The organism is Amycolatopsis bullii (assembly GCF_014654205.1).
GTDB classification, from domain to species: domain Bacteria; phylum Actinomycetota; class Actinomycetes; order Mycobacteriales; family Pseudonocardiaceae; genus Amycolatopsis; species Amycolatopsis plumensis.
In genome coordinates this window covers 68,648-81,903 of record NZ_BNAW01000044.1, presented here as the reverse complement: position 1 = coordinate 81,903, position 13,256 = coordinate 68,648, and the positions used below count along the sequence as shown (strand labels likewise).

Sequence of the window (13,256 nt, the reverse complement as noted above, 5' to 3'; positions counted from 1 at the left end):
CGCGACGGCCGCGAATTCCATCACTCACCACCGACCACGACCGCAGCTGGTGCTTGACACGATCATTGAAACTCCCCGTCAGGTCTCCAGCGGAGGGTAGACCGGGGCACCGACAGTTTCCGCGGCTTCGACCACGGCGGAAGAGCCCCCGGCAGGAGTCGAACCTGCGACCTGCGGCTCCGGAAGCCGCTGCTCCGTCCACTGAGCTACGGGGGCGCACCCGCGTCGCCCGCACTGTTGCGGCCGAGACGAGCGCCGGGAAAAACGGCACCGGCGGAAGGAGTCGAACCCTCGGGTCACGGTTTTGGAGACCGCGCCGCTTCCGAAGCACGCCGATAAGGGAAATGCGAACACAGAAAAAAGAAAGCCGCCCGAATCGGTTTCCCGAGGGGCGGCTCCCGTGGCCATGACGAGGACTACGTCAGGTTCGGGAGCCCCGAAGGCGCCGCCTCCGCAGGTGAGCGGCCTCCGACGCACGCACGGCTACGGCGGCGTGCCGTCCCTCTCGCGTCACCATGTGCGCCATGACCCATCCCGTGGTTTTGTTTCGTGTGCCCCCACTATCACGCACAGACCCGCGGCAGGTCAACGCGTTTACGGGAATGGATTCCCGCCGCGCATCCGCGGGCGAAGAGAGCCGGCAAGGGGGCTCGAACCCCTGACCTTCTGTTTACAAGACAGATGCTCTACCAGCTGAGCTATACCGGCCTGGCGCCAGGACGCCGGACACAGTGTAGCGAGCCGCCTCCCATGATCCGTTCGGGAGGCAAGATCAGCAGGTCCAGGCCACTATGGAGCGACGTGGTGGACGCCACTCCATGATCCGTGCAACGGTCGGCGGGTGGCCGTCGATGGTCATCGGGGAACGAGCGAGGAGGTGGATGGATCATGAAGATCAACGAGCGCACCAACGGGGGCCGGGCGACCAGATGGCCGCTGCTCGAACCCCCCGCGCAACGCCCCCTGGTCCACCGCCCCAACCTGCTCAAGCGGCGGCCGTGGCACGTCCTCGAAGCGCCGACCGGCGAGTTTCCCGCCGTCGACGCCGAGGAGGCCATGGGGCCGCAGCTGCCCGACGAAGCCACCGTCAACTTCGTCCTCGACCTGAGCCTGCGCATCGGCGAGGTCCAGATGGCCAGCGGCGCCGGCGCGTCGGACGTCACCGCGACGATCATCGCCATCGCCGGGGCGCTCGGGCTGCCGCACTGCGAGGTCGACGTCATCTTCACGTCGATCACCGTGACCTGCCACCGCGGCACCGACCTGACGCCGATCACCGCGCTGCGCGTCGTCCGGAGCCGGAGCCTCGACTACACGCGGCTGACCGAGACCGAAAAGCTCGTCCGCAAGATCGTCCGCGGGCACATGGGCGCCGAGCAGGCGCAGACCGAGCTGGAGCGGATCACCTCCGCGCCGCACCCGTACCCGCGGTGGGTCGCGACGCTGTCCTGGGGCGGTGTCGCCGCGTTCGTCACCATCCTGCTCGGCGGCGGGTTCGACATCGCGCTCGTCGCGTTCGTCATCAGCGGTGTCATCGACCGGGTCGGCCGGGTGGTGAACCGCTACGGGCTGCCGTTCTTCTTCCAGCAGGTGGTCGGCGGCCTGGTCGCGACGCTCTCGGCCATGGTCATCGTCAGCAGCAACGTGCTGACCACCGACAAGCCGACGCTGGTCGTGGCGGCCGCGGTCACCGTGCTGCTGTCCGGGCTGTCCACCGTCTCGGCCGTGCAGGACGCCATCACCGGCTACAACGTCACCGCCGCCGGGCGCACCATGGAGACCGCGCTGATGTCGGCGGGCCTCATCGCCGGGGTGGTGCTCGCCCTGCGGATCGCCGTCATGCTCGGGCTGCCGCGCACCCCGCTGCCCGAGGTGACCGGGTCGACGCCGCAGCAGCTGCCGCTCGTCGTGCTCGGCGGGGCCGGCGCCGCCGCCTGCTTCGCGCTCGCGAGCTACTCGAAGATGCGCGCGATGCTGGTCGCGGCGGCCGCGGGCGGCATCGGCGCCGCCGTCTACGGCTCGCTGATGCTGGCCAGGCTGGACGGCGTCAGCTCGTCCGCGGTGGCCGCGACGCTGGTCGGGTTCTGCGGTGGCGTGCTCGCGCGGCGGCTCGGCGTTACTCCACTGGTGGTCGCCGTGTCCGGGATCACTCCGCTGCTTCCCGGCCTGTCGACCTACCGTGGTCTGTACCAAATCGGGGTCGAGCCGAGCGGCAACATCTCGACGCTCATGACGGCCGTCGCAATCGGGCTTGCGCTGGCAGCGGGCGTGGTACTCGGGGAATGGCTCGCCCAGCCGGTCCGGACCGGCCTGGGCAGGCTGGAGCGCCGGTTCGCCGGACCACGCATGGCCGGTCCGCTCGAACCGACGGAACGGAGCTTGGAGTAATACCGCGGTCACCGAATGTTCATCGCTCACGCGATAGGGTTTCACTCTGGGGCCGCGACCCAGAACGCGAGGAGCAGGCGACGTGAGTGACCAGAAGGAGAACTCGAACCAGGCCGATTTCGTCGTGGTGGCGAACCGGCTACCGGTGGACCTGGAACGCACCGCCGAGGGCGAACGCCGCTGGACAGCCAGCCCGGGCGGGCTGGTGTCGGCGCTGGAGCCGTTCCTGCGGTCGCGCAAGGGCGCCTGGGTGGGCTGGCCGGGGGTGCCCGACGTCGACGTCGATGAATTCGACGACGACGGCCTCGTGCTGCACCCCGTTTCGTTGAGCGCCGACGAAGTCCGCGACTACTACGAAGGTTTCTCCAACGCGACGCTCTGGCCGCTCTACCACGACGTCGTCGAGCGCCCGGTGTTCGACCGCGCGTGGTGGAACAGCTACGTCAAGGTGAACCGCCGGTTCGCGCAGGCCAGCGCCGAGGTCGCCGCCAAGGGCGCGACCGTGTGGATCCAGGACTACCAGCTCCAGCTGGTGCCGGCGATGCTGCGTGAGCTGAGACCAGACCTGCGCATCGGCTTCTTCCTGCACATCCCGTTCCCGCCGGTCGAGCTGTTCATGCAGATGCCGTGGCGCGCGGCGATCATCCGCGGCCTCACCGGCGCCGACCTGGTCGGCTTCCACCGCCCCGGCGGCGCGCAGAACTTCCTCTGGCTGTGCCGCCAGCTGATCGGCCTCGAGTCGACGCGCGGCGCGGTCGGCGTCCGGTCGCGACCGGGCACCATGCAGGTCGGCGACCGGACCGTGCGGGTCGGCGCCTTCCCCATCTCCATCGACGCCGCGGGGCTCGACAGCCTCGCCCGCACCAAGGGCGTCCAGGAGCGGGCCGCCCAGCTGCGGCGCGACCTCGGCAACCCCAAGACAGTGCTGCTCGGCGTCGACCGGCTCGACTACACCAAGGGCATCGACCTGCGGCTGCAGGCGCTGCACGAGCTGCTGCACGAGGGCAGGCTGCAGCCGGACGACGTCACGTTCGTCCAGCTCGCCACCCCGAGCCGCGAGCGCGTCGAGCACTACCAGCGGATGCGCGGCGAGATCGAGCAGATGGTCGGCCGGATCAACGGCGAGTTCTCCCGCGTCGGCCACCCGGTCGTGCACTACTTGCACCAGTCCGTGGACCGCACCGAGCTGGCCGGTTTCTTCTCCGCTGCCGATGTCATGGTGGTGACGCCGCTGCGCGACGGCATGAACCTGGTGTGCAAGGAGTACGTCGCCGCGCGGCACGATCTGGGCGGTGCGCTGGTGCTTTCCGAGTTCGCGGGTGCCGCCGCGGAGCTCTCTAGCGCATTCCTCGTCAACCCGCACGACCTGGACGGGGTGAAGGACGCACTAGTGGCTGCCATTACGCTCGACCCGGCCGAGGGCCGTCGCCGGATGCGCGCCATGCGTCGCCAGGTCCTCACCCATGACGTCGACCGTTGGGCGCGCTCGTTCCTGCAAGCGTTGGGTGCCGAAGGGGTCGACTGACACAGTCCTGACCCATGCACGAGCTCCTGAGGAGGAGTGTTGACTGCCGAGGCCCTGCCCGCCGAGCTGCGGCGTGCGATCGTCCAGATCGCCCGCACGCCGCGCCTGCTGGTCGCTTGCGACTACGACGGCACGCTGGCACCCATCACCCTCAATCCCGACGAGGCACGCCCGCTGCCCGAGTCCGTCGGGGCCCTCAGATCGCTCGCCGGTCTGCACGAGACCACCACGGCGGTCATCTCCGGCCGTGCGCTGCGCGACCTGGCCACGCTCTCGCGGCTGCCGGCCGAGGTGAACCTCGTCGGCAGCCACGGCTCGGAGTTCGACATCGGCTTCATCCACGCCCTCGACGAGAAGGCGCGGGAGCTGCACCGGCGGCTGGAGTCCGAGCTCGAACAACTCGTGCTGGACGTCCCGGGCGTGTCGCTGGAGGTCAAGCCGGCGAGCATCGCGGTGCACGTCCGCCGCGCCGAGCACGAGGCCGGGCGCCGCGTGCTCGCGGCCGTCCACTCCGGACCGTCGACGTGGGAGGGCGTCTCGACCACCGACGGCAAGGAGGTGGTCGAGCTGGCGGTCGTCCAAACGGACAAAGGCCGCGCACTGGACATCCTGCGCCACCAGGTGAGCGCCACGGCGGCGATCTTCCTCGGCGACGACGTCACCGACGAGAAGGCCTTCGCCCGGCTGTCCGGCCCGGACCTGGGCATCAAGGTCGGCGACGGCGAGACGCTCGCCGGGTTCCGCGTGCCCGACACCGTCGACGTCGCCCTGGTGCTCGGCTTCCTCCTCGAGGAACGCCGGAACTGGCTGTACGGCGAGTCGGCCCCGCCGATCGAGCGGCTGTCGATGCTGGCCAACGAGCGCTCGGTCGCGCTGCTGACGCCGGACGCGAAGCTGACCTGGCTGTGCCACCCCGGGCCGGACGCGCCCGCGGTGTTCGCCGACCTGCTCGGCGGCGAAGGCGCCGGCCACTTCTCGATCAAGCCGCACCGCAACGGCCTCCCGCTCGGCCAGCGCTACCTGCCGAACACGATGACGGTCGAGACGCGCTGGTCGCGCCTGCTCGTCACCGACTACCTCGAGCCGGAGAGCGCGCCGCACCGGACGGACCTCGTCCGCGTCATCTCGGGCGAGGCGGCCGCGAGCGTCACGTTCGCGCCGCGGCCCGAGTTCGGCGGCGTGCCGGTGAAGCTGGAGGTCACCGAGGGCGGCGTGCGGGTGCTCGGCACGTCGGAGCCGTTCGTGCTGTACTCGCCGGGCGTCGAGTGGACCATCACCTCCGACGGCCTGCACGACACGGCGTCCGCGCTGGTGCAGCCGACGCCGACCCAGCCGGTCGTGCTGGAGCTGCGCTGCGGCACCACCGACCTCGGCCCGCACGAACTGTCCGAAGTGGAGCGCCGCGACCGCGCGGGCCGCTACTGGAGCGAGTGGACGTCGAAGCTGCAGCTGCCCAAGGTGCAGACCGACCTGGTGCTGCGCTCGGCGCTGACGCTGCGCGGCCTGGTCAACACCGACACCGGCGGGGTGCTGGCGGCGGCGACGTCGTCGCTGCCGGAGGAGATCGGCGGCGTCCGCAACTGGGACTACCGCTACTGCTGGATCCGCGACGCCGCGATGACCGTGCGGGAGCTGGTGCACCTGGGCTCGATCGAGGAGGCCGAGGGCTACCTGCGCTGGCTGCACGGCGTGCTCGCCACGCTGGCCGGCCCGGAGCGGCTGCACCCGCTGTACACCCTCGCCGGCAGCGTCATCGGCGCCGAAGCGGTCATCGAGTCGCTGCCCGGTTACGCCGGTTCGCGCCCGGTCCGCGTCGGCAACCTGGCGAACCACCAGGTCCAGCTGGACGTCTTCGGCCCGGTCGTCGAGCTCGTGCAGACCCTGGCCGCGGCGCGCCACGAGCTGCGCGACGAGGACTGGCAGATGGTCCGCGCGATGGCGGAAGCCGTGACGCGGCGCTGGAACGAGCCGGACCACGGGATCTGGGAGGAGCGGCACGTGCCGCGTCACCGGGTCTACTCGCGGGTCATGTGCTGGGTGACCATCGACCGCGCGATCAAGCTGGGCGAGCAGTACGGCCGCGAGATCCCGGGCAACTGGCACGGCCTGCGCGAGGAGATCAAGGACGACGTCCTCACGCACGGCTGGAACGACGAGGTCCAGGCCTTCACCACGGCCTACGACGGCACGGACCTCGACGCGGCCTCGCTGTTCGTCGGGCTCACCGGGCTGATCGACCCGGCCGACGACCGCTTCCAGCAGACGGTGACCGCGATCGAGGCGGAGCTGCGCAGTGGGTCCACTGTGTACCGTTACCGCCGCGACGACGGCCTCCCCGGCGGCGAGGGTGGCTTCCACATCTGCGCGGCGTGGCTGATCGAGGCGTACCTGCTCACCGGGCGGCGCACCGAAGCGCAGGAGCTGTTCGACCAGATCGTCGCGGCGGCCGGCCCGACCGGCCTGCTGCCGGAGCAGTACGACCCGATCGCGGAACGCTCGCTCGGCAACCACCCGCAGGCCTATTCGCACATCGGGCTCATCCGGTGCGCCAACTTGCTGGCGGCCAGTTAGCCCTTTCGGTCCGAAAGTCCGTGAAGGCCACGTTGAGGGACGGTTAGTCCCTTACTGTGGCCTTCACGGCTTTCGGAGGTGAGACGGGTGCAGGGGACCTTCGGCCAGGTCGAGTTCGTGCCGTTGCCCCCGCGGTTCGCCGACCGGGTGCGCTGGGGCTCGGTGGTCGTCGGCTGCTCGATGATCGCCGGGATGGTGCTGCTGTTCGGGCTGACGACGTACCTGCAGGGCATCGTGCACGGGCACGCCTTCCCGGACACGCTGCCCGGCAAGGCCGCCGCGGTGCTGCCGCCGCTGGGCGTGCTGGCGATCGCGGTGCTGGTGCTGACCTGCCGCCGCTGCCTCCGCGGCGACTACCTGGTGGTGGCGAGCGCCCAGGCGACCCGGAGCGCGCTGCTGTTCACGTACCTGTTGACGCTGGCGCTGATCCTCGGGTCGTTCGCGGTGCCGATCGTGTTCCGGGTGTGGCGTGACACCCCGGAGCTGCAGGCGCCCGACCTGCTGACGACGTTCTCGACGCTCGCCTTCGCCACCATGGGTTTCCTGGCGGGGATCTTCTACGTGCGGCCGTCGGTGGAGACGCTCAGGAAGTACAGCGACCACCCGATCTGGTAGGTCCTCTTTAGACAGTACGTCACCTTGGCACCGGTCTGCGTCAAGTTGCAGAATTTTCTTTGCATAGTTTTCTCTGCACGGCTACAGTGGAGCCATGACCAGCGCTCCACCACCGGAAGAGCTCGACCCGGACGCCCTCAAAGCCGTCACGCACCCCCTGCGCCGCCGGATCCTCGGCGTGCTCTCCGCGGGTCCGGCGACGGCCACGAAGCTCGCCCAGGCCCTGGGCGAGAACACCGGCGCGACCAGCTACCACCTGCGTGAGCTGGCCCGCTTCGGGTTCGTCGAGGACGTCCCGGAGCTCGCGCGGGGCAAGGAACGGTGGTGGCGGACGCGGCCGCGGGACATCCGCTGGCCGCGCCGCAGCGAGCAGAGCGCCGAATCCCAGGTGCTGTTCGACGACATGCAGCGGCAGGGGTTCGAGGACGACCTCGAAAAGCTCAACCGGTTCGCGGAAAAGCGCGAAGAGCTGCCCGGCGATTGGCCGGACGCGCTGCTCTACGCCCGCGGCGGCACGTGGCTCACCACGGAGGAGCTCAAGCAGTTTTGGGACGACTACATGGAGCTGTTCCGCCGGTACTGGCGAAGCGAGGACGACCGGTCACCGGAAGCGCGGCGCGTGCTCGTGCGCTGGCTCGCGTTCCCGGATCCAGGGGAATGACATGACACCAAGGGGATTTCCATGCGAAGAGGGGTTCTGCTGGCCGGGGCGATCCTGGCGGTCACGGCGCTGGCGCCACCGGCGTCGGCCGCGCAGGTGACCAACGACGAGGTGACGTTCACCAACGGCGGAGTGACCTTGCACGGCACCGTCGTCGCCCCGCCCGGCGGCGCGAAACTGCCGGGCCTGGTGATGGTCCACGGCTCGGGGGCGCACAGCCGGGACGACTACCGCGAGCAGGCGGAAGCCTTTGCGCGGCAAGGCATTGCCACACTCATCTACGACAAGCGCACGGACGGCTATTCGCAGCTCGAACGGTCGTACTCGACCCTCGCGGACGACGCGCTGGCCGCAGTTTCCGTGCTGCGCAAGCGGTCCGACGTCGATCCGGCCCGGGTCGGTGTCTGGGGGCTGAGCGAGGGCGGCTGGGTGGCGCCGCTGGCGGCTTCGCGTTCGTCGGACGTCGCTTTCGTCGTGACGCTGGGCGCGAACGGCGTCGAGCCGTCGCGGCAGCAGGCGTGGGCGGTCGAGAACCAGCTGCGGCAGCTGGGAATGACCGGCTCGATGGTACGGATGGCGTCCTCGACGATGATGCGCCAGCTCGTCGGCGGCGGGATCTTCCCAGAGGCGCACTACGACCCGGTGCCCGTGCTGAAGAGCCTGCGGCAGCCGGTACTCGGATTGTGGGGCGCGAAAGACATCCTTACGCCGCCGGGCGAAGCGGTCCGGATCTTCCGGGATTCGGTGGCCCACCACACTTTGCGGGTCTTCCCGGACGCGCAGCACCAGCTGCGCCGGACGACGGACGGCTTCGACAAGCTGCCCGGGTACGCGCCCGGCTACCTCGAACTGGTGGGCAGCTGGGTGAACAACCCGCCCGGCACGTCGACCGCCGATGCCCCGCCGGCGCAGGACCGGCCGAGCACCGCCGTCACGCCGCTCGCCTGGTACGAGCCGACGTGGCTGCAGCTCGCCGTGCTGGTGTTCCTGCTGGTGGCGTTCGCCTGGTACCCGCTGTTCCGGCGCGGTGCCGGGGCGCGGCCGGCCCGCTGGCTGACCGCGACCGGGCTGCTCACCGTGCTCGGTTTCCTGGTCGTCGACGTCCTGCTCCAGCTGTCCATGGGCAAGGGGCTGGGCCCGGTCGTCGCCGGCCGTCCGCTGCCGTGGCTGGCGCTGCAGCTGCTCGCGCTGGGCACGGTGGCCGCCACCATCGGCACGGCGGTGGCGTGGTGGCGCCACCGCGGTCTCCGGCTCGGCGTCCTGCTCGCCGGCGGCGTGGTGTTCGTGCCGTGGGCGGTCTACTGGGGGTTGCTGGGCGTCTGAGCCGTCTGCTCTCAGCGAATCCGCCGGGCCGGGCGGAGCTCCCGTGCTTGGGTGTCGGGATGGAGATCCTGGTGCTGGGCGGAACGGCGTGGGTGGCTCGTGAGTTGTCGAGGCAGGCGCTCGGACGCGGCCACCGGGTGACCTGCCTCGCGCGGGGCGAGAGCGGGGAAGTCGCCGCCGGAGCGACCCTGGTCGCCGCCGACCGGAGCGATCCCGCGGCCTACGATCCCCTGCTGGACCGGGTGTGGGACGCGGTCGTCGAGGTGTCGTGGCAGCCGGGGTTCGTCCGTGGCGCGCTCGACGCGCTGGGCGGCAAGGCCGGGCACTGGGTGTACGTCTCGTCCGGCAACGCCTACGCCTCCCACGCCACGCCCGGGGCGGACGAGTCCGCGCCCCTGCTCGCCCCGACCGACCGGAGCGAGGTCGGCCGCGAGCTGTACGGCGAGGCGAAGGTCGCCTGCGAGCAGGCGTCGGCGGCCGTGGTGGGCGACCGCCTCCTCGTCGCCCGGGCCGGCCTCATCGGCGGTCCGGGCGACCACACCGGGCGCTCCGGCTACTGGGTCGCCCGCGCCGCCCGCGATCCGCGGGGGCCGATGCTGGTCCCCGGCACGCCTGCCGTGCCCACCCAGGTGGTCGACGTCCGGGACCTGACGTCCTGGCTGCTCGACTGCGCGGAGGCGGGGACCACCGGCACGTACAACGCGGTCGGCCCGGTCGTTCCGTTCGGGGAGTGGATCGAGCTGTCCCGCGCCGCCGGCGGGCACACCGGCCCGGTGGTCACCGCCGAACCGGCGTGGCTGCTGGCGAACGGGGTGAAGGAGTACATGGGACCCGAATCGCTGGCGATGTGGCTGGTCGAGCCGGGCTGGGAGGGCTGGTCGGCCCGCGACGGCTCCGCGGCCCGCGCCGCGGGGCTGCGCCACCGGCCCCGGACCGAGCTGCTGGCCGACACGCTGCGCTGGGAACGCGAGCAGGGGCTGGACCGGGAACGACGGGCGGGACTGAGCGCGCGACGCGAGCGCGAGCTGCTCGACGCCCTGGCCTGACGGCACCGGCAGGTAGGTTCGCCCGTGAACGCAGACGACGCCTGCGGGCAACTGGGGGCATGCAGGTGATCCACGAGGGTTCGGAGCTCTGGGGGCACGACCGCCCCGACTTGAGCGGACCCGAACCCGGGCCGGCGTTCGGGCGGCTCTTCGACGCCCACGCCGCGCAGTTGCGGCGGTACCTGGCCCGCCGGGTCGGGGCCGAACCGGCGAACGACCTCGTCGCCGAGACCTTCCTCGTCGCGTTGCGGCGGCGGGAGACCTACCGGCCCGAGCTGGGCACCGCCCGGTCGTGGCTCTACGGCATCGCCACCAACCTGCTGCGCCACCACGTGCGGTCCGAACTGCGCGGGCTGCAGGCCACCGCGCGGCTCGCCCGGACCGGCGAAGGCAGCCACGCCGGCCACGACGGCCGGGTCGCCGAGCAGGTCGACGCCCAGGTGCGGGCCGCACAGCTGGCCGGTGCGCTGGCCCGGCTCAGCCCGGCCGACCGCGACACGCTGCTGCTCGTGTCCTGGGCCGGGCTCGAGCCGGCCGAGGTCGCCGAGGCCCTCGGTGTCCCGCCGGGTACCGTCCGGTCCCGGTTGCACCGGATCAGACGCTGGCTCAGGACGAACGCCCCGGCCCAAGAGGAGGTGCAGGACCTTGCGTGAAGACAACGTCCGGAAGATCTGGTCCGAAGCCGAACTCGACGCGGCGCTCGCGGACCTGAACAGCGACGTCGAGGAGGACGACGGGCTCGCCTTCGCCCGCACGTCCCTGCTCGCCGCGGCCGGTGTCGAAGAGGCTCCGCCCGCCGAGCCGCGCCGGGCCGGGGCGTGGCGGTGGCTGGCCGTGGCCGCGGCCGTCGTCACCCTGGTCGGCGGGCTCGGCGTCGCCACCGCGGTGTGGACGCCGGACCCGGAACCGGAGCTGTCCCGGCCCGCCGCGTCCACCGATCTCGACCGCCCGCTCGCGCCGGGTGAGTTCCGCTACACCGAAATGCGCGACTGGACGACGCAGGCCGGCCCCGGGTTCGCGGACAAGGTCCAGCGGCGGATCGAGCTCTGGATCCCGGCCGATCCCACGGGCGTGTGGCACCGGCGCACGACGTTGACGGCCGCCGGGCACTGGGCGGACGGCCGGACCGGCGAACCACTCCCCGGCCCCGTCGACGAGTACGGCCCGGGCGGCGTGTTCCCCGGCCACCCGAACTTCGCCGGGATGACCAGGCAGGGCTGGGTCACGCCGCTGGTGAACTGGCTGAGCCCGGACGCGGCGTTCGTCGCCTCGCTCGTGCCCGACCGGGAGAAGCTGCGCCAACGGTTGCGGTACGACACGGTCGAGACCACTGATCCCGGCGGAGGCCGCGCCCACCAGCCCGGCCAGTCGCTCGCGATGGCCCGGAGCGCGCTGGGAACCGGCCTGCTCCGGCCGGACGTCCGGTTCGCGCTGCTCGACGCGCTCGCCGCCGTTCCGGACATCGTCGTCGCCCCGCACTCGGCGACCCCGGACGGACGGCCGGCCACCGTCTACTTCGCCCGGGACATCGGACAGCGGCTGTACGTCGACCCGGCGACCGCGCGGCTGCTGGCCGTGGACAGTTCGCCGACCGCGATCACCACCAGCCGGATCGAGCTGCCGAAGAGCACGACTCCGGTCACGCCGAGCTCCGTGCCGAACACCACGACGACCCAGCTCCGCCCCACCCCGGACCGCCGCGACGTTCCGGACGTGCAGTACTCCTACGCCATCACGCAGACCTCGGGGTGATCAGCGCGCGTGCCCGGCGGCGTTCAGCGCGTCCGCGACGTTCGCCACCTCGAGGACCCGGATCCCGGCGGGTGGCTTGCCCGAGTCCGGCGGGACCAGCGCGTGCGTGAACCCGAGCCGGGCCGCCTCCGCCAGGCGGCGGCCCACGCTCGGCACCCGCCGGATCTCCCCGGCCAGCCCGACCTCGCCGACCGACACGAGCCGGGGCGACAGGGCGACGTCTTCGAAGCTCGACGTCAGCGCCAGCACCAGCGCCAGGTCGATGCCCGGCTCGGTGATCTTCATGCCGCCGACGGTGGCCGCGTAGACGTCCTTGTCGCCGAGCTTCAGCCCGCCGCGCTTCTCCAGCACGGCCAGGACCATCGCCACCCGCGCGGAGTCGAGGCCGCTGACCGCGCGCCGCGGCTGCGGGGCCGCCGTCGCCGATACCAGGGCCTGCACCTCGCCCAGCAGCGGCCGCTTGCCCTCCAGCGAGACCGTGATCGCCGTGCCGGACACCGGCTCGGCCGTGCGGCTCATGAACAGCCCCGACGGGTCCGGCACCCCGACGATGCCTTCTTCCTGCAGCTCGAAGCAGCCGATCTCGTCGGCTGCGCCGAACCGGTTCTTGATGCCGCGGACCATGCGCAACGTCGAGTGCTTGTCGCCCTCGAACTGCAGCACCACGTCCACCAGGTGCTCCAGCACGCGCGGGCCGGCCACGGAGCCGTCCTTCGTGACGTGCCCCACCAGCACCACCGGCAGCCCGCGTTCCTTGGCCAGCGCGACCAGCCCGGACGTCACCGCGCGGACCTGCGTCACGCCGCCGGGCGAGCCGTCGACCTGCGGCGACGCCATGGTCTGCACCGAGTCGACGATCAGCACGCCGGGCTTGACGTCGTCGACGTGCCCCAGGATGGCCGAAAGGTCGCTTTCGGCGGCCAGGAACATCCGGTCGTGGACGTTGCCCGTTCGCTCGGCGCGCAACCGGACCTGGCCCGCGGACTCCTCGCCCGTGACGTACAGGGACCGGTCGACCGTCTTCGCCCACTGGTAGGCGACCTCGAGCAGCAGGGTCGACTTGCCGACACCCGGTTCACCCGCGAGCAGCACCACCGCGCCCGGCACCAGGCCCCCGCCGAGCACCCGGTCGAGCTCCGGGACCCCGGTGCGGCGGGCGCGCGCCGCTTCGACGTCGACCTCGCCGATCGGCCGCGCGGGCGCGCTCGGCGCCCCGGCCGCGACGCGCTGGATGGCCGGCTTGACCGGCGCCCCGCGCTCCTCGAACGAGCCCCATTCCTGGCACTCCGGACACCGGCCCAGCCACTTGGCCGCTTCGTACCCGCAGCTCCCGCAGCGGTAGGTGGTCCCCTTCTTCACCCCGCGAGGCTATCGG

10 protein-coding genes and 3 tRNA genes are annotated in these 13,256 nt (G+C 71.7%); 9 read left to right on the top strand and 4 right to left on the bottom strand.

The genetic code is table 11. The annotated features are described in order from the left end of the window. Nucleotides 1-143: 143 nt before the first annotated feature. The 3 genes from IE317_RS34415 to IE317_RS34405 form a co-directional block, all read right to left on the bottom strand. A tRNA-Arg gene (locus IE317_RS34415) sits at nt 144-216 on the bottom strand. Nucleotides 217-268: 52 nt separating this feature from the next. Continuing rightward, a tRNA-Trp gene (locus IE317_RS34410) sits at nt 269-337 on the bottom strand. A gap of 298 nt (nt 338-635) precedes the next feature. Beyond that, nucleotides 636-708 (bottom strand) — tRNA-Thr (locus IE317_RS34405). Nucleotides 709-888: 180 nt separating this feature from the next. Here IE317_RS34405 and IE317_RS34400 point away from each other — a divergent pair. The 9 genes from IE317_RS34400 to IE317_RS34360 all read left to right on the top strand — a co-directional run bounded on the left by IE317_RS34400 (nt 889) and on the right by IE317_RS34360 (nt 11,881). After that, complete coding sequence (locus IE317_RS34400) at nt 889-2,388, top strand: threonine/serine ThrE exporter family protein (RefSeq protein WP_191315548.1); 1,500 nt, start codon at nt 889-891, stop codon at nt 2,386-2,388. Between the two features lie 82 nt (nt 2,389-2,470). Further along, nucleotides 2,471-3,913, top strand: coding sequence for an alpha,alpha-trehalose-phosphate synthase (UDP-forming) (locus IE317_RS34395; RefSeq protein WP_191315547.1), 1,443 nt, complete (start codon nt 2,471-2,473; stop codon nt 3,911-3,913). A gap of 39 nt (nt 3,914-3,952) precedes the next feature. Continuing rightward, nucleotides 3,953-6,484 (top strand): trehalose-phosphatase, encoded by a 2,532-nt coding sequence (otsB, locus tag IE317_RS34390; RefSeq protein WP_444859550.1) that lies wholly within the window; start codon nt 3,953-3,955, stop codon nt 6,482-6,484. 87 nt (nt 6,485-6,571) lie between these two features. Then, nucleotides 6,572-7,099 carry a hypothetical protein gene (locus tag IE317_RS34385; protein ID WP_191315545.1) on the top strand — a complete coding sequence of 176 codons (528 nt, stop codon included), beginning with the start codon at nt 6,572-6,574 and terminating at the stop codon, nt 7,097-7,099. Between the two features lie 94 nt (nt 7,100-7,193). Then, entirely contained in the window at nt 7,194-7,760 is a 567-nt protein-coding gene (locus tag IE317_RS34380; protein WP_191315544.1) for an ArsR/SmtB family transcription factor, read from the top strand. A gap of 21 nt (nt 7,761-7,781) precedes the next feature. Further along, a complete protein-coding gene (locus tag IE317_RS34375) occupies nt 7,782-9,083 on the top strand; it encodes an alpha/beta hydrolase family protein (RefSeq protein WP_191315543.1) in 1,302 nt (433 codons plus the stop codon). A 59-nt stretch (nt 9,084-9,142) separates the two neighbouring features. After that, complete coding sequence (locus IE317_RS34370) at nt 9,143-10,129, top strand: oxidoreductase (protein ID WP_191315542.1); 987 nt, start codon at nt 9,143-9,145, stop codon at nt 10,127-10,129. Between the two features lie 59 nt (nt 10,130-10,188). Next, nucleotides 10,189-10,782 (top strand): RNA polymerase sigma factor, encoded by a 594-nt coding sequence (locus IE317_RS34365; RefSeq protein ID WP_191315541.1) that lies wholly within the window; start codon nt 10,189-10,191, stop codon nt 10,780-10,782. Beyond that, complete coding sequence (locus IE317_RS34360) at nt 10,775-11,881, top strand: CU044_5270 family protein (RefSeq protein ID WP_191315540.1); 1,107 nt, start codon at nt 10,775-10,777, stop codon at nt 11,879-11,881. The genes IE317_RS34365 and IE317_RS34360 overlap by 8 nt, the downstream gene beginning before the upstream one ends. On the opposite strand, the gene radA is transcribed toward IE317_RS34360, so the two are convergent. Then, nucleotides 11,882-13,240, bottom strand: coding sequence for a DNA repair protein RadA (gene radA / locus IE317_RS34355; RefSeq protein WP_191315539.1), 1,359 nt, complete (start codon nt 13,238-13,240; stop codon nt 11,882-11,884). It abuts the gene before it with no gap. Nucleotides 13,241-13,256: the final 16 nt, after the last annotated feature.